13 protein-coding genes and 2 pseudogenes are annotated in these 16386 nt (G+C 68.7%); 6 read left to right on the top strand and 9 right to left on the bottom strand.

Annotation, left to right across the window (positions count from 1 at the left end; genetic code table 11):
* The first annotated feature begins 58 nt into the window (after positions 1-58).
* Complete coding sequence (locus ACFYR3_RS39405; RefSeq protein WP_389286882.1) at positions 59-865, top strand: IS5 family transposase; 807 nt, start codon at positions 59-61, stop codon at positions 863-865.
* Here the strand turns inward: ACFYR3_RS39405 and ACFYR3_RS39400 are convergent.
* The gene (locus tag ACFYR3_RS39400; protein WP_389286880.1) at positions 783-1313 is read right to left on the bottom strand and encodes a hypothetical protein; all 531 of its coding nucleotides are present in this window, start codon (positions 1311-1313) and stop codon (positions 783-785) included. The two genes, ACFYR3_RS39405 and ACFYR3_RS39400, sit on opposite strands and share 83 nt — an antisense overlap.
* Positions 1314-1785: 472 nt before the next feature.
* On the opposite strand from ACFYR3_RS39400, the gene ACFYR3_RS39395 reads away from it, so the two are divergent.
* Entirely contained in the window at positions 1786-2172 is a 387-nt protein-coding gene (locus ACFYR3_RS39395; protein ID WP_389286878.1) for a hypothetical protein, read from the top strand.
* A gap of 355 nt (positions 2173-2527) precedes the next feature.
* Here the strand turns inward: ACFYR3_RS39395 and ACFYR3_RS39390 are convergent, their stop codons facing one another.
* Together ACFYR3_RS39390 and ACFYR3_RS39385 are read right to left on the bottom strand one after the other, a co-directional pair.
* On the bottom strand, positions 2528-2866 hold the full coding sequence (locus tag ACFYR3_RS39390; RefSeq protein ID WP_389286876.1) for a cyclic-phosphate processing receiver domain-containing protein: 339 nt from the start codon (positions 2864-2866) through the stop codon (positions 2528-2530).
* A 66-nt stretch (positions 2867-2932) separates the two neighbouring features.
* Positions 2933-3792, bottom strand: a protein-coding gene (locus ACFYR3_RS39385) for an IS5 family transposase (RefSeq protein WP_389286909.1) whose coding sequence is annotated in 2 segments (ribosomal slippage) — positions 2933-3426 and positions 3426-3792 — 861 coding nt in all. Because the reading frame shifts where the segments join, the coding sequence is not laid out codon by codon here.
* A gap of 736 nt (positions 3793-4528) precedes the next feature.
* On the opposite strand from ACFYR3_RS39385, the gene ACFYR3_RS39380 reads away from it, so the two are divergent.
* Together ACFYR3_RS39380 and ACFYR3_RS39375 are read left to right on the top strand one after the other, a co-directional pair.
* A complete protein-coding gene (locus tag ACFYR3_RS39380) occupies positions 4529-4705 on the top strand; it encodes a hypothetical protein (protein WP_356786690.1) in 177 nt (58 codons plus the stop codon).
* 642 nt (positions 4706-5347) lie between these two features.
* A pseudogene (locus tag ACFYR3_RS39375) lies at positions 5348-5986 on the top strand (helix-turn-helix domain-containing protein); the annotation flags it as partial.
* Between the two features lie 42 nt (positions 5987-6028).
* On the opposite strand, the pseudogene ACFYR3_RS39370 reads toward ACFYR3_RS39375, so the two are convergent.
* A pseudogene (locus ACFYR3_RS39370) lies at positions 6029-6139 on the bottom strand (DUF664 domain-containing protein); the annotation flags it as partial.
* Positions 6140-6442: 303 nt separating this feature from the next.
* Here ACFYR3_RS39370 and ACFYR3_RS39365 point away from each other — a divergent pair.
* A complete protein-coding gene (locus tag ACFYR3_RS39365) occupies positions 6443-6658 on the top strand; it encodes a hypothetical protein (RefSeq protein WP_389286874.1) in 216 nt (71 codons plus the stop codon).
* Positions 6659-7187: 529 nt separating this feature from the next.
* Here ACFYR3_RS39365 and ACFYR3_RS39360 read toward each other — a convergent pair.
* The 5 genes from ACFYR3_RS39360 to ACFYR3_RS39340 form a co-directional block, all read right to left on the bottom strand.
* Positions 7188-10580 (bottom strand): S8 family serine peptidase, encoded by a 3393-nt coding sequence (locus tag ACFYR3_RS39360; protein WP_389286872.1) that lies wholly within the window; start codon positions 10578-10580, stop codon positions 7188-7190.
* 226 nt (positions 10581-10806) lie between these two features.
* On the bottom strand, positions 10807-11823 hold the full coding sequence (locus ACFYR3_RS39355) for a helix-turn-helix domain-containing protein (protein WP_355852212.1): 1017 nt from the start codon (positions 11821-11823) through the stop codon (positions 10807-10809).
* A 526-nt stretch (positions 11824-12349) separates the two neighbouring features.
* Positions 12350-13426, bottom strand: a complete 1077-nt coding sequence (locus tag ACFYR3_RS39350; RefSeq protein ID WP_389286870.1) for a CU044_5270 family protein — start codon at positions 13424-13426, stop codon at positions 12350-12352.
* Complete coding sequence (locus tag ACFYR3_RS39345) at positions 13423-14040, bottom strand: RNA polymerase sigma factor (protein WP_389286868.1); 618 nt, start codon at positions 14038-14040, stop codon at positions 13423-13425. The genes ACFYR3_RS39350 and ACFYR3_RS39345 overlap by 4 nt, the downstream gene beginning before the upstream one ends.
* A gap of 852 nt (positions 14041-14892) precedes the next feature.
* Positions 14893-15408: a YceI family protein gene (locus ACFYR3_RS39340; RefSeq protein ID WP_355852203.1), complete on the bottom strand. Its 516-nt coding sequence runs from the start codon at positions 15406-15408 to the stop codon at positions 14893-14895.
* Positions 15409-15557: 149 nt separating this feature from the next.
* Here ACFYR3_RS39340 and ACFYR3_RS39335 point away from each other — a divergent pair, with 149 nt between their 5' ends.
* The gene (locus ACFYR3_RS39335; RefSeq protein ID WP_355852200.1) at positions 15558-16073 is read left to right on the top strand and encodes a MarR family winged helix-turn-helix transcriptional regulator; all 516 of its coding nucleotides are present in this window, start codon (positions 15558-15560) and stop codon (positions 16071-16073) included.
* Positions 16074-16386: the final 313 nt, after the last annotated feature.

Below are 16386 nucleotides of genomic sequence, written 5' to 3'. Positions count from 1 at the left end.
CCACAGGTTCGGGAACGCGGCCGACCGGCCGGATCGCCGGCCCCGGTACGGCTCGGACATGAGCGATGCCGAGTGGGCTCTGGTGAAGGATCTGCTGCCGGTTCCGGGCTGGCTGGCGGGCCGGGGCGGCCGGCCGGAGGGCTACTGCCACCGGCAGATGATCGACGCGGTGCGCTACCTCGTCGACAACGGCATCAAGTGGCGGGCGATGCCGTCCGACTTCCCGCCCTGGCCGCGCGTCTACGCCTTCTTCACCCGCTGGCGGGACGCCAGCCTCGTGACCGAGTTGCACGAACGGCTCCGTGAGGCCGTCCGCACCAGCGAGGGCCGCGGCCCGGAACCCAGTGCCGCGGTCGTGGACTCGCAGTCGGTGAAGGCGGACGCCACCGTCGCCCACGCCTCACGCGGGTTCGACGCGGGCAAGAGGATCAACGGCCGCAAGCGGCATCTGCTCACCGACACGCTCGGACTTCTCCTGTCCGTGCTGGTCACACCGGCATCCACGACCGACCGGGACGCCGCCCGAACGCTTCTGCCCGCGGCAAGGAAGGACTTCCGGCGGCTGGCGCGGGTCTGGGCGGACGGCGGCTACACCGGCCACCTCACCGACTGGACCAGCCAGCACCTCGGCCTCGCCCTCGAGGTCGTCCGTCGTCCGGACGGCGTCCAGGGCTTCCAGGCGCTTCCTCGCCGCTGGGTCGTCGAAAGATCCTTCGCCTGGCTCCTGCGCAGCCGACGCCTGGTCCGGGACTACGAACGCCGCACCGACACGAGCGAAGCCGTCATCCACTGGTCGATGATCGCCCTGATGAACCGCCGCCTGACGGCACGACCTCATCAGTCCGCTGTCCTGCCGGCAGGGTGAACGTTCCGGGCTTCGCCTCCACCAGCCAGCCCCGTTCCACCAGCCTCTTCAGCCGTGCTCGCGCACCCTCGACGCGTGAGGCCAAGGCGCTGTCCCAGCCAAGCACCACGGCCGCCCGCCGGGCGCCCAGCCCGTGGTCTCCGGCCTCCGCCGCTGCCGCCATGACCGCCTGGTAGTCGGGCGACAGGTCCTCGAGTCCGGCCGCGTTCTCCCGATGCGGCACCGCACGGCGCGGTCCCACCGGCTTCCTCTGTGACGGACCGACGGCCGTCTCGGCGGGCTGTTCCTCCTCGGCCAGCGCCTCCAGATACTGCTCAAGGCCGATCGTCCGGCGTCTGAGGACTTCTTCGGCGTCCGCCAAGTCCGCCCGAACCCAACCGAGTTCGGCTTCGAGCTCCTCCACGCGCACGACCGCGGCCTTCCGCCGTGCTTCTAGAACCGCACGCATCGACGGCATCCGACACCCCCACGGCAACTCGATCAGCAACGAGTCGAGGCTTCCGCAGCAGCCGCAATCTCATGTCTGACCAGCAGAATCCGCACACGAGGTTCGGAAAGAGAACGGCCTCTAAGGCGGTGGTTGGCCAGCAAGGCAGGTGGCTGCACAGCATCGAAGTACAGCAACCATCGCGCCCGGCCCTGACCATCACCGGCCCTGGGCGACTGTCTGACGTGCCCGGCAGACCTCAGAGACCACCGTGCCCATAGTTCGCATCGAGGGGCAGGGAGCCGTAAGGACTATGAGCGGTCGGAGACGGACGAGCGCCGTTCGCGAGTGCCGGCCAGAGCGTGGGTGACTGGCTGCCTATGGGAAGGTCTTGCATGTGATGGGTCAGGATGGCGTCCGGGTCCGCGAGCTCGCACTCGTGGACGGAGTTCGCCCTGCGGACGTTGTGCGGGTTCATCGCGAGGCGCTCCAAGTGCTGCGTTCGAGCATCGACGCAGCCCACATTGACGCCTACAGCGGTGACGCCTGGCCGCCTGAGATCCTGCACTCGTACGAGCGCGCCCTCCAGCTTGCTCGTGAGGAGGTCGCACGCGGTCATCGCCGCAGGCGCTCCGATCCCGGGATGGGGATCGATATTGATGTCCGAGACGACGGGCAGTTCGAAGTGCTGTCGGACTTGGCGCCTTACACAATCCACGCCGAAGGCTGGCGGAACGGTCGGCAGGTCTTCAGCGCCAGCGACACGGGAACCGCCCTGTGGATCGAGGTCACGCAGGAACAGGAAGCAGCACTTATTACCCGACTGGGTCTGCTGGGGATCCCATCGGGTGTGCTCACCGTCCTGGCACCCGGGCGCTAAAGGCCATTGCCGACGCGGGCTCGCGGAGCCACAGGACCAGCGAGGCAAGGCGGAGTCCGGCCTGGTAGCCATCCGCGAGCTTGTCGAACCGGGTCGCTACCGCGCGGAACTGCTTGAGCCGTTGGAGTGTGGACACCAGCGTCACGACCGGCGGATCCCCGGACCGGTCTTGCGGCGGGGAGTCAAACCCGATGATTCTCCTGACATCAGCGACTGACACCAACAAGGGCGAACGGCCGTGGTCAACGCTGAACGTCAGCGGACAGCCAGTCGAGGCGCCGGGTGGGTGGACCAACACCGGCAGCACCCCGTCATTGACCTGATAAAGATGAGGCCAGACCTCAAAATCAGATTCCTAGACCGTTGCCCGCCGGACCTGGTAGTCCCAGCGTGTGAGTGACCGGACGACGGTCTCGGCGCCAATGGGGTTGGCGCTGTGTACGAAGACCGTGCCGATTCGGAAGGGCCGCCCGTTGAAAGCGGCTTCTTCCATGAGGGTCACCACGGGCAAGATGCTGTCGTCACCGCCGAGGTCGTGGTCGAGCCAGAGTTCGTCGATGAAGCTGTCGCGGTGCTCTTGCAGGAGCTTGATACCTTCGCCGCTGCTGCGCGCGATCCGCGTGGTCCAGGGCAGCGGCCGGAGGTCGTCTATGCCGAGGATGACGGGCGTTGGTGCGGGCGACTCTTCTTTCACTCGACCATTATCACGGCACGGCCGCGACTGGCTCAGGGAGCGTGATCGCCGAACTAGGGTCCGTCTTCAAACGGATCTTGCCCAGAGCAGGAATGACGCGAGATTGACCGCTGCCTCGTAGGAGGTGGCGGTCTTGTCGTATCTGGTGGCGATGCCGCGGAAGCCCTTGAGTCGGTTGAAGCAGCGCTCGACGACGTTGCGCCGACGGTAGATCTGACGGTCGAAAGCGGGTGGCCGGCCTCCTCGGTGGCCGCGGTTGTGGCGGTGACGCTTCTGGTCGGTCTTTTCCGGGACGGTGCAGGCAATTCCGCGTTTGCGCAGGTAGGCGCGGAAACCGCGAGAGCTGTAAGCCTTGTCGGCGACGACCTGGTCGGGTCTGCAACGGGGTCGGCCAAGTCCGATGCGCGGGACGCGAATGCGTTCCAGGAGGGGACGCGCGCAGACGCTGTCGTGGCGTTGGCCGGGTGTCAGCAGGACGGCCAGGGGCCTGCCGCGACCGTCGCAGGCGAGGTGGATTTTGGTGGTCAGTCCGCCTCGGGATCGGCCGAGGGCGTGATCGTCCGGTTCGTCCGGCCGGTGGATCCCCCTTTTCGGCCGGTGGCGGCCGAGTGCTGGTGGGCGCGGACGATGGTGGAGTCGATCTGGACGAGCCAGTCGATGTCGCCGACAGCGTCCGCGCCAGCCTGGATCTGCTGGAGTGCCTGGGTGAACACGCCGTCCAACGCGTAGCGGCGAAAACGGGTGTAGACCGTCTGCCACGGCCCGTAACGTTCCGGCAGGTCACGCCAGGAGACCCCGGTCCGGATCTTGTAGACCATCCCGTTGATGACCTGCCGGTCTGGCACTCGCGGTCGTCCCGTCGCGGCACGCGGTATGAGCGGAGCAAGTAACTCCCACTCCAGGTCGGTGAGTTCATGGCGGCGTATCACCCGACCATGATCCACCACCTGATCATCTTTGAAGACGGACCCTAGGTCGATGCAGCTCTCGACGGTGGCACCCTCGGCGTCAGCGGCCGATACGGAGGTGAGCTGTGGCTACGAGACGCAGAGATGAGCGCATGGCGCGTTGCGCGCCCGCTCAGTCGGCGAGCCCGCCGTCGGCTGAGGCACAGACTGGCTTCGTGTCCAACCTTTGGCACTCCCCCTTCACGAGGTGCGGTACAGCCACGAAGTACAGCAACCACAGCAACCGATCACGTCCCGCAACGCCCTTCGGAGACCATGACGCGACCGCAATGACGGCCAGTGCCCGGTTTCTGTATAGCTACAGATCAGAAGGTGCCCGCGCCCCTGCCGTACTCGATCTACCGGGAACTGACAGGGAGCCACGGTGGTTGACGGACAGCGCACAAGAGAACGGCCCTCGACCGCCTGGTCAGGGGCGACAGGACTGTTGCCCTTATACGTCGATCAGTGGGCGACCAAGCCAGCCAACCGGGTGACTCAGCCACCTGTTCGATTTATGAGTCCATCGAGGAGTAGAACCTCGCCTGTGATGCTGTGATCGGGCCACCCGACCACAGCTCGGCGTCAGCCGGCCCTGTTCAGCCTGGCCATCCATCGATGATGGAACACCCTCGCGCCCCCTTTGCACCGCGCTCTCGCCCTGGCTGCGGTCGAGGGAGGACCATAGGAGTTGAGTGAGCAAGGGAGGCCCACCATGAAGACCAGAGCCTCGGACTACGACCGCTGGCTGTACTCTCACACCCCCTCCCAGGCCGAGGGCGAGCGTGACGAACCGGCCGAGCGCGCAGCCATGGATCAGCACCCCGACGTCCCCAGGACCGAGCCGTCCCAGGCCGAGGGCGAGCGGGTGGACGACACCAGGACCACCTGACCGCCGACAAGCGATCAACGAACGGCGCCTGATGGTCTGACTGCGTGACAACGCCGACGTATGACGGCACACGCCTGCGGACAGCCGCGGCAGGCAAGCAACCCACCGTCCTGGGTGGAGCATCCACTCAAGTGCTTTGGGACGAAGAGGCGGTCCGTGGACCATCCGTGGACGAGTCACGTGTTACTGATCAATCAGACGCCTGTGACCTGCGCACACGCCAAGGACCGAAGGGCCCTCCGGAGCCGTGCGCGTTTGGCCAGGCAAGGCACTCCCTCTTGTTCCAGAGGTGAGCTACGGTCCCCACATGACCGAAGATGACGGCGGGCGCGCTGCCTGGATGGAGTCGAAGCGCCGCCTGGTCAATCCCAAGCGCCACATCGCTGCCCTGCGAGAGATCATTGTCGAAGACGACGATGAACTTCTTCTCTATAACTACGACCTCATCAGCGACCCGCAGACCGTGAAGATCGTAAGAGCTCAGCAGCGAGCAGCGGGGCAGAGGAACCGCCGACTCAAGCGCTTGGCGGCCCGGCAGCGCCACGCGGTACACCAGCGAAGTACAGCAACCACAGCAACCGGCCCCACCCCAGAGTGCTTGAGTTCTCGAAGTCCGTCGCAACACCCCAGTTGGGGAGTGCGATGGACTTCGAGATTCGGGACCGGTCGGTCAACCAGGGGCGCCGTAGGTTGACCGAGGAACGGCGCATTTACCTTCAGCTCGTGCAACAGGGCGTGAGTAGTGTGGAAGCGTGCCGGATCGTCGGGATCAACTATCGGACGGGGAAGCGGTGGCGTAACGGCCGTGCCCCGTCCGGCAGGACGGTCGGGGCGTCACCGATCCCTGCGGTGGCGCCTTCGGGTCCTTCCCGCTACCTCCGTGAAGCCGATCGGATCCATATCGCCGATCGGTTGCGGGAGAAGGCCACGATCCGGCAGATCGCCACCGAGTTGGGCCGCAGCCCCTCCACGATCAGCCGGGAGATCCGCCGCAACGGCACGGTCGACCCGCGCGGAGTCCGGCACTACCGCCCGCACGCGGCCCAGACCCGGGCCGACAGTCGGCGCCCCCGCCCCCGCCCCAAGCCGGGGAAGATCGCCCAGAACCTGCACCTGCGCGCCTTCATCCAGGAGCATCTGGACCTGCGATGGAGTCCGGAGCAGATATGCCAGGCCCTGCGCACCCGCTTCCCCCAACGGCCGGAGCTGCACGTGGTCCACGAGACCGTCTACCAGGCCCTCTACGTCCAGGGCAGAGGCGAGCTACGCCGTGAGCTCGCCTCGATCCGGCTCTGGCTCCGCTCGTGACCCGCACGACAGGTCTCAGGCGCCGGTCCGCCCGTCGACGAGCTCACGCACGACGTCGAGGTGGCCGTTGTGGCGGGACGTCTCCTCAATGAGGTGGAGGATCACCCAGCGGAGATCGACGTGGCGAGTTGGGACTGCATCCCCGGCGAAGAATGGTCAAGGTTCTGACGTGTACGAGGCGACCGCACCACAACCGCACCAGATCGACCGGAGAACAGCGGGGAATCACGGTGAAAGCGATCCAGCCCGGCGGGACAGTGCCCAGACCGTTCGCCCAGGTCAGCGCTAGAGTCGATCCTCAATGACCGCAGCTTCCCCAGCTGATGGCGGTACACCGGGGCCGGCCTTGACGCAGACAGACAGCGGCAGCTCCGTGCGGTCCTGACCTTGCTCCTTTGCAGGCACGGCGTTGACTGTCACGATCAAGCCGTGGCCAACCTTTCGAAGACCGCAAGCCGCCTGGACGCCTTCATCGACATGATGGGCCCAGTGATCGGCGTCATGCTGCTGGCTGTAGGCATTGAGACCTACCGCAGCGGTGGATCCATGGGCTGGCCCATCGCGGGAGCGGTCCTGCTTGTGATCAATTCCTGGGTGGCCTGGCGCCGCCTCGCCAGGCGCCGGAATCCGATCCCCTCGCCGTAGCGACGCCACGCAGCCGCCAGTTTCTGACATCCACGACTGACTGTGAGGATGCCGGACGGGGGTGCGGTCCGGGGACGAAACCCCGAAGAACCGGGAGATCGGCCCCTCGACCAAGCGGCAGCGCTTCAACCGCACCGAGCACCTGAGGGCAGATACCGCCGGACCCCGATGCCGGCCGCCGTCTCAAGGGCTTCCGCCAGGACAGCGAGTCCCAGCACTCCCGCTTCGACCAGAGCCCCCCACACAAGAGAGTCCCTGCCTACGGGGGCCTACGTGGTCCTGCCGATCTGCACGGGGATCACGTCCTGGACCCGGTCCGCGCCGGTGAACGTCACTTCGGCGTGCCAAGCCTCTGGTGGAGACGGTTCCCTCGATCGAAAACTCATCCACCAGAGGCTTCACCCGCCGACCAGGCCAACATCACATCCCACCAGGCGAGTTGCAGCCGGCCATGCTCTGATGACCACAGGTGGGAGCGGCGGCCGGCCGGGCTGCCCGTTGCGCTGGACCGCCCGGTCGGACCGGGTGTCTACCGGACGTCGTAGGCGCGGGTGATGGTCTGGGTGACCGCGTTGCCGTTGGCGTCGGTGAAGGTGGCCTTCGTCATGACCTGCTTGCCGGCGGCGCCGGTGTGGTCGAGGACGGCCGTCCACTTGCCGCCCCGCCGCTGGGTCGGCGCCTGGGTCCAGGTGGTTCCGCCGTCGTAGGAGTAGGACAGCGAGGCCTCCGTGATCGCGCCCGGGGTGTACCCGGCGTGGCCCTCGACCGACAGGCCGACCCTGATGCCGCTCTGTGCCGGCAGGGTGTTCATGCCGTCCACCGGCAGGTCGTACGCCGGGGCGAGGATCGGCAGGCCGCGGGAGTAGACGTCCGGCTCCCGGTGGGAGCGGAAGCTCCATGTGGTGGTGACGGCGGTGGAGCGCAGCCAGTTCCGGTCCGAGGAGGGGATCTTCTCCAGGTTCTGGGTGAGCTCGTACGCGGAGTCCTCGTCCGGCACCTGGAACACGCCGTACGGGTCGTAACTGCTGCCGATCTGCTCGCCGTTGCGCTTCAGCACCAGGTTGCCGAGGTCGCCGAACGATCCGCCGTAGGACCAGTGGTCGCCGGAACCGTCGACCCAGAGTGCGTTCTGGAAGCCGATCAGGTCGCCCTGCCGCTCGGCGGACAGCATCAACTTGCCGTCGGCGTCGCGCGGCGCGGCAGGCCGCAGGGGGCCGCCGTACCACTCCTCCGCGCTGCGCTGTCCGGCCCGGTAGGTGCGTTCCTGGTCGCCCATGAACGCGGCGAACGGGAAGCTGGTCATCGCGCCGTGGTACCAGGCGTCGTCGCCGGTCGTGTAGTAGGCGGTGCGGGTACCGGGCACATGGACCCCGCCGAACGGGCTGACGGTGATGTAGTCGCTGTCACCCCCGGAAGGGCGGACGAACAGCGCGTCGAGGTAGTCGCTTTCCTTGCCCATGGCCTTCCACGTCTCGGTGACCTGGGCGAGCCTGGAGTCCTTGGGCTTGTAGACCTGATCGGAGTACAGCGGACCCCGGGTCGGGTACGACAGGTTGTAGACGTAGGACGCCCCGTCCTCGGAGCCGATCGCCCGCCAGGTGGGCCGGAACTCGAAGGTGCCGTTCCTGGCACGTCCGTCGATGTCCGCGTAGACCTTCGGGACGCTCTTGCCGATCACGACCGAGCCGGCCATCAGCCAGGTGTCGTCCCAAATGCGGCTGTAGCTGAACGAGGTGCTGTCCACCGTCGAAGGCTGGTCGGTGTGCAGGCTCAGCTGGTGGGCCTTGCGGGCGTCGAGGACGACGGTGGTGTCACGGGTGATCCGCAGCTGCGGCTGCGCGAGGTAACTGACCGACTCGGCCGCGTTGTTCGCGTCGTACGACATCACGAAACTGCTGAGAGCGTAGTCGCCCGGGCGCACGCTGTACGTCTGGTCGGTCGCACCCGCGTTGGTACGGCGCTCGCCCTTGTCGATGTCGAGCTTGACGAGGTCCAGGGAGGAGGAGCCGGCCGCGGGCTTGCCGTTGCGGTCGATGACCTTGACCCGCAGCGTGACCGTCTCCGGCTGGACGTAGAGCGTGACGGGCACGGAGACGTGCACACCTTCGCCGGTGGCCAGGATCCGGCCGGTGACCGCACCGTACTGGGCGTCCTTCAGGCGGGCGGTGGGGTCGATCCGCAGCGGCACCTGGGCGGTGGCCCCCGCGGGGACCCTCACCTTGTCGTCCTCCAGCTGGACGATGCGGGAGTCGACGTCGCTGCCGTCGTTGCCGTGCACACCGCTGACCCTCAGTCTCAGGGTCAGATCGCGGCCGGTGGTGTTGGTGAACGGCACCCGCACGGTGGTGCGGTCCGAGGCGTCCTGCGGCCAGTCGTAGCTGCCGGCCTGGACGGCGGGCGCGGAGAGCACCTTCTGGTTCACCGCGGCGAACACGTCGAGGACACCGGCGCCGGTCTGGTCGGCGCCGGCGACCTTGCCGCCGGTGCGGGCGGAGGCGACCAGGGCGGCCTTGATCTGCTGCGCGGTCCAGTCCGGGTGGGCCTGGCGGACGACGGCTGCGGCGCCCGCGACATGCGGGGTGGCCATGGAGGTGCCGGACATCGTCCGGTAGGCGTAGACGCCCCGTCCGCCCGCGTTGGCCGCCGAGATGTCGACGCCGGGGGCGGCGATCTCGGGCTTGAGAGTGTGGGTGACGGCGACCGGACCGCGGCTGGAGAACTGCGCCGTGGTGTCGTCGCGGTCCACGGCACCGACGGTCAGCACGCCGGGCACGCAACCGGGCGAGGAAACGGTCTCAGTGCCCGAACCGGCGTTGCCGGCGGCGATGACGAACAGGGTGTGGGTGTTCTGCGAGAGCTGCTGCGCGGCCTGGGCCACCGGGTCGGCGCAGTCGCCGATCGCGGGACTGCCCAGGCTCATGGAGACGACATCCGCCTGCTGGTCGACGGCCCACTGCATGCCCGCGATGATCCAGGAGTCCTGGCCGTAGCCCTGGTCGTTGAGGACCTTGCCGATGAGCAGGGAGGTACCGGGGGCGACGCCCTTCTTGCGGCCGTCACTGGCCGCTCCGGACCCGCCGACCGTGGAAGCGGTGTGAGTGCCGTGGCCCACCTGGTCGTCGGTGGTCTTGGAGTTCGTGAAGTTCTCGGATGCGGCGACCCGGCCCACCAGGTCCGGGTGCTCGGCGTCCACGCCCGTGTCCAGCACGGCGACCTTGGTGCCCTTGCCGTCGTAGCCGGCCGCCCAGGCCTCCGGCGCGTGCACCTGCGCGGTGGACCGGTCCAGCGTGGCCTCGACCTTGCCGTCCAGCCACAGTTTCTTCAGTGTGGAGGCGGAACGTGAGCGAGTGTTGGTGATGTCCTGCCAGAAGGTGGCGGCCGTGTCCTTGCCGGCCTTGAGCGCGACACCGTCCACGGTCGGGAGGCTCAGGCCCCGCTCGGCCCCGCGGGGGGCCGCCGGCGCGCTGCTGGCGACGTTCACGCTGTTCTGGTACGTGGCGATGAGCGGCAGCGTGTCGGTATGTGCGTCGTCGTATCCCTGGCGGATGAGCCCGGTGACGTTGAACAGCTGCTTGTCGACCTTGCCCTCGGCGATCGCCCGGGAGGCGTCCTCCGGGTAGACGTAGAGGTCCTTGCCCATCTGAAAGGTCTGCACGATCGGCTGTGTGCCGTCCTCGCGGGGCAGGACGGCCGCGGAGCTGTGACCCGACAGGTCCGTGGTCACCAGTACCTTGTCGCCGGTGACGAGCGTGACCGACACCTGCTTGCCGCCCGCCGCCGTGGTCCCACCGCCGACGACGGGCCTCTTCCCCGAGGCACCGTCAGAGGGCGTGTCCGCCGCCGCCCCGGAGGGCAGGACCGCGGTGACAGTCAGGACGGCGACGGTCGCCGCGCCCAAGGCTGTACGCGTTATGGAGCGCATGGATCTCCCCACTGGATACCGTGAACATGTCAGGCTGTAGCTGGAGCCTGCCATGCATACGGACCTGCGAGGGGCGCCGCGCGTGACGGGTTTCCCGCATGTCGGTTTCCCGTCACGCGGTCGCGTCCGGCGGCACGTCGGCTCGATGGGGCCTGGGGCCTGGCAGGTGCAGGTACGCCCGCGTGTCCTTCGCCGCGATCATCCGGGCGAGCATCGGCCCGGCGGGTCAGAACCAGCCCGCACGTGCGGCGTGCCACCCGAGCTGCAGACGCGAATCAGCTCCGGCAAGGTCCATCAGACGGCGTGTCCGTCGCTCCACGGTGCGTATCGAGAGACCGAGTTGGGAGGCCACCCGCCGGTCGGAGACCCCCGCCAGCAACAGGGCGAGGACCTCCAGCTCCCCCTCGGTCGGCTGCTGATCGGCTGTCGACTTCGCGCGCACACCCGTGGCGGTGGTGTACAGCGGACGGGCCTGGGCCCATTCCTTCTCGAAGAGATGGACCAGGGCCGTCAGCAGGCCACTGCGGTGCACCACGATGGCGCTCGGCTCGCCGCCGGAGTCCGCCATGTCCAGCGGGACCATGGCACGCTCCCGGTCCGACACGACCATCTTCAGCGGCAGCGAGTCGGCCAGACGAAGCTCGAGACCCGCCGCGATGGCCTCCCTCACATCCCTGCCCACGTCGGGACCGTCGAGATAGTCCTTGGCCGCCACGACCCGGAAGGCGACTCCGCGGTCCAACGCGGAACTCTCCGACATGTCGGTGTCCTCGCGCGGTACCGCGATGGGCTCCCCGACGAGGAAGACGAGCAACTCCCGCTGAGCACCACGCTGCAGTTGATGGAACCGGTGCGCGACCTGCTCCACGCCGACGACCACCTCCATGACGCTGCCCGCAGGATGCGCTGCGGTGCTGCGGTACTGCTCGGTCAGCATCGCGAACGCGGTCTCGGCCCGCTGAAGCGCGTTGCGCTGCTCGACGAGGAACGGGGCCAGGGCCACCGAGGGCGGGGTGATCCGGTAGCGGGCGGACGGACGGCCGGCCCCGCGGTCGGCCACGTCAGGTGCCCCGCTCCCGGCCTCGGCGGCGATCACCACCAGGCCACGTGTCGACAGGTCGAGCAGGATGCGGGTGGTCTCGGGCTCCTCGAATCCGGTCTGCCGGGCGAGGTCGTGCGCGGAGGCTGTCGGGCGAGCGAGCAGCGCGGTGTAGACAGCCTCTTCGGCCGGTCCCAATCCCAACGCCTGAAGCATCCAGCTCCCCTCGCGGGCGGCCGCCGTGTCTGCCCCTTGGTGCAGCTCAAACGCACCGAGCGGATCTTTCTCGGCCGACCCTATCCCACCGTCGGAAGTCACCCTGGGCTGCTGCCTGTTGTGCACCCACCTGGGACGCTCGGACCGGCCTCCCGGGTGGGAGACGCCGGTGCACTCCCCCCAGGGAGCGACCGCCGACGCCGGAACAGCTAAGCGGAAGCCCTGGGTTCCGAGGTGCACCCGCTGTGACACGTGCATCATCAGGCCGAAGAGGACGGCGTGGTTCGACACTTCACGGCCCGGGTCCTGCGACCGGCCGTGCGTGGTGGACGCACGGCCGGCCGCAGGACCCGGGTTCCCTGCGTCGTCAATCACTTCGTTCATGTCCGGCGAGGCTGCGCGAGCATGCCCGGCAACCCGGTCGGCAGCCCGCTCGCCGCCTCGCGAACCACAGCAGGCAGGGGGCGAACTCGGGTGGGCCGGCAGGACCCCCCGCACCTCACCCCCTGCTGCCTCAGTGGTCGGCCCCCGCGGCCTTCTCGCCGTGCCGGTCGACGACGGCGCGCCGCATCACGGCTGTGCTGCCCATCAGCGTGTCGGACGTGATGCCCTTCTGCTTGTCGTGGGTGATGAAGCCGCGCGCGCCGAGGAACGCGAGACTGCGCTTGTCGAAGATCCATTCGTCACGCGTGGCGGAGGAGGCGTCCTCGCGTGTGATGGCGATCCCGTGCCGGCCGGCCACGTCGACGGCGTCCGGGATCTCCTTGACGCCCGGTATCCTCGCAGCCGCCTTGTACAGCGCGGCGGTGTTCTTCGGCGGCATGAGCGTCTGGCTCAGCAGGTCGCCGATCAGGGAGAAGACGGCCTGCTCCCTGGACTCTCCGTCAAACACGCGGACGTCGCGGCGCAGCAGGGCGAGCAGGGTGTCGGGGTCGGCCGGCAGCGAGGACAGCCACGTGTACGTGGGGTGGTCGATGCCCGCCGGGACCGCGTCGGTGGACTCGATGGGGATCGTCTCATCGGGCATCACGGCGTCCTTGCCGGACTCGCGCATCCAGCCCGTGGTCTTGAGGGGCCTGGGGTCCTGCGACGTCCACGTCTCCACCGTATGCGGGGCACCGAGTTTCACGGGCCCTTCGAACGTTCCCTTGTTCGACACGGTCAGGCTCCTGACGTACACGAACTGGTCGTCCCTGACCGGCGTGACGTCACGCGCCATGGCCGCGACGGCGATCCGGTGAAGGGTGACGGGGGCGCTCTGGGCGCGTGCGTTGCCGGTGGCGGCCCGGTCCGCCGGCGCGGACCGGTCGTCGCCGCCGGTGCCGGTGAGGGTGACGGCCAGTGCTCCGGCCAGCGCCATCGAGGCGAGGGGCACCAGGACGGCGGGACGCGTCAGCCGGCGGCGCGCTGCCGGAACCGAGGCGACGGAAGCGGGAGCGGCGGCGGGAGCGGGAGCGTGGTCGAGGTCTTGGTCGATCTGCTGCATCAGGACGTCCTTGTAGTGGCGGTGTCGTCCCGGCCGGAGGTCCCATTCGGCCGGCGCGGACAGCAACTCCAGCGCGTCCTCGGTCCGTCGACCGTCGGCGTTCATCGGGTCTCCTCCTTCAGGAACAGGGCCGCGAACGCGGCCTCACTCTCCATCTCTCCGCGGGGACCGGGGAGTTCCGTCTTTCCGCTGCCCTGCCCGGAGCTGAGCCGGGCGAGCTTGGCCCGGGCGCGCGACAGCCTCGACCGCACGGTGCCGAGGGGGACGCCGAGCGTCTCCGCCGCCTGGCGGTAGTCGAGCCCGGCCGACACGCACAGGGCGAACACCTCGCGCTCCTGGCGGCGCAACCGGCCCAGCGCCTCGTGGACCAGCGCGAGCCGGCGGGCGTCGTCGATCCGCCCTGCCGCCTCCTCCGCGAAGTCCTCCACGGGACGCGGCTGCGGGCTGCGGGCGAGGAAGGCGAGCCGCCGACGCAGACTCCGGTTGGCGTTGTGCGCCTTGTGCGTGGCGATGCCGAGCAGCCAGGGCGCCAGCGATCCGCCGTCCAACTCGACCCGCTCCCGGCCGCGCCAGGCGGCGAGGAAGGTCTCGGACATGGCTTCCTCGGCCTGTGACCAGTTGCCGGTCAGCCGCAGGGCATGGTTGTAGACCGCCCGCGCGTACTGGTCGTAGAGCTCGGCGAACGCCGCCCGGTCCCCCGCCCGTATGCGCGCACGCATGGACTCCTCTGGTTCTGTATGGCTCACACTCGGTACTCTCCATGCCCCGCCCGAAGTTCCAGTGGCGTGCGTCACACCCCTGGTGCGATGGGCGCTCGCGGCGAACAGCGCCCATGCCCCTCCTCATGACGAGCGCTCTTGGCCTCAACCCTGGGCCAGTGCAAGCAGCTGAGCAGCCGCGCGGCTTTTGTCCAGTACGGCGAGAGGGGGCTGCGCAACAACTCTCCGGCCCGCTGAAGTCGTTGACACGAGTTACGGACACACGGGGGCGCATACTGCGCCTTGCCCCCGGCTACGTACTCACCGGCCTCAAGGAGAAGCTCGGCGTGCCTGAGTGTCCAGGTCGGGTCTGAGGGATGCCACAACGTCACGCCGCAGGCCGTGATCGCCGCAGCGGAGGCGGAATCGATGCGCACCGGTGATTTCTGCGGCACGCCGGGAAGCGCGCGTACCCGGGGCGATCGGCCCGGCGGCCGGCGAAAGTGCGTGCGCGATGCCTGCCGCGGCGGATGGTCCGCCCACCAGCTCGTGATCGTTCACGATGTTGTGCGGGAACGGCGCGGATGAGGCGGGGCCATCCTGACGGTGCGCTGCGGCTGGACGCGGCGCCGGGCCGTGACCTGGGTCCTGGACGTGGCAGCTCCGTACAACAGCTGATCCGCATCCGGCAGGAACACGGCCGTTGCGGACACGAGCAGCGGCGCCGGTTCCCCCGCGGCCGGTGGAGGCCGGGCACCTGGGGTGTGCCGGCCCGGCCTCCGGATTCCACGCCCGGCTCCGCTCGGACGGCCAGGGCCTGGGCTGCGCACAGGCGCCGTTCAGGTGTCCGGGCCAGGGGCAAGCACGTCGGCTTCAGACGGCCGCGCGAGCGAAGGTGAGCGTCGCGGTGACCGTGGTCAGGCCGCGGATCATACCCAGCTGATTCCAGACCATCCCGAACCGCTCCCGGTCCACGGTGAACTCCACGGCGAGGCTGATCGCGTCGTCACTCGATGCGGTGACGTGGGCGGTGACGGTCTGCGGGCTGCCTGCTCCCCGGACGGTCAACTGGCCGGCGATCTCGGCGGTGTCGTCCTGGGGCACCGCCGCGCCGTTGACGGCAAAAGTGAGAGTCGGGTGGTTCTCGGTGTCGAAGAAGTCACTGCCGCGCAGGTGTTCATCCCGCTTTGCGTTCCTCGTGTCCAGAGACGTCGCGTCCACGCTGACCACACCGTGGGCGGTCCCGTCGGGCTTGATCTCACCCTCGCCCTTGACGCTGCCGAAGGCGCCCTTCACCGTCACCAGGCCCCACATCGTCCGATGCGCGATGGCCACAGTAGAGCGGGCGGGATCCAGCTGCCACAGGCCAGTTTCGATGACGACGGTCATGGAGGTTCTCCAGAAGAGTTGAGGACGGGAACGGGGAAGCCGCATCCGCGACCCGAGTGCCGGGACCGCAGCCCAGTAGTCCAAATTTGGATGACTCCACGCACGCTAGCCGGTTATCCAAAAATGGACAACCGTTAGACTGTGACACCATGGCCGACTCTTCCGCCCCCGCCGATCAGCTCGAGCGCGAGCCATCGGACGACACCGGGCTCCTGCCCGCCGAACTGCGCTCCTGGATGCAGCTGTTGGCCGCGGCCGGCACGATCGAGCAGCAGCTCCGCTCACGGGTGAAGGATGCGACGGGGATCTCGCACGACGAGTTCCTGCTGCTGTGCCTGCTCGCCGACCAGCCCGGCTCCAGCCTGCGGATGACACGGATCGCGGAACTGCTGGGCCGCCCCAAGACGCGGCTGACCTACCAGGTGGCCTGCCTGCAGCACGCGGGACTGATCACCAAGAACTCCGCCTGCGGTGACCGGCGCGGCGTCGAGGTGGCACTCACCGACAAGGCCCGCACTCTGCTGAGCGAATCGTCCCGCCCCCTCGCCGACGCGGTCGCCGAGGCCATCGCGCGAACGGCCTGCGCCCAGCGGTACACGCAGTTGCAGCACCTGCTGCCGACGAGCCAGGGCTCCGGGGAGCCCACCACAGAGCAGAAGAAGTAGCCGCAAGGAACCGAACCTGGAGCTCGTCAGAACCGGGGACGGAGCCGACGGCCGGGCAGCACTACGCGGACTCTGCCGAACACCGACGCCGCCTGTCCAGCACGACGGCGACGCCCATGCCTGCCGCCGCACCGCCGCCCGACTACCGCACGACTGCTGACGTCATTGGGCGGCTGCCGCTCTCCTTGCTGGGGCGCAAAGGCCTCGGCACTCGCCCTGGTGCGCACCTCAGCAGCAGCGGTATCGGCTGCGCGCACGACTCGGCGGCGCCGAAGGTCCCCTTGCCGACACGGGTTGTCGGGGGCCAGGCCCG

It is taken from the genome of Streptomyces sp. NPDC005784 (assembly GCF_042871525.1).
GTDB lineage: Bacteria > Actinomycetota > Actinomycetes > Streptomycetales > Streptomycetaceae > Streptomyces.
This window is presented reverse-complemented; position numbering and strand designations above follow the sequence as displayed.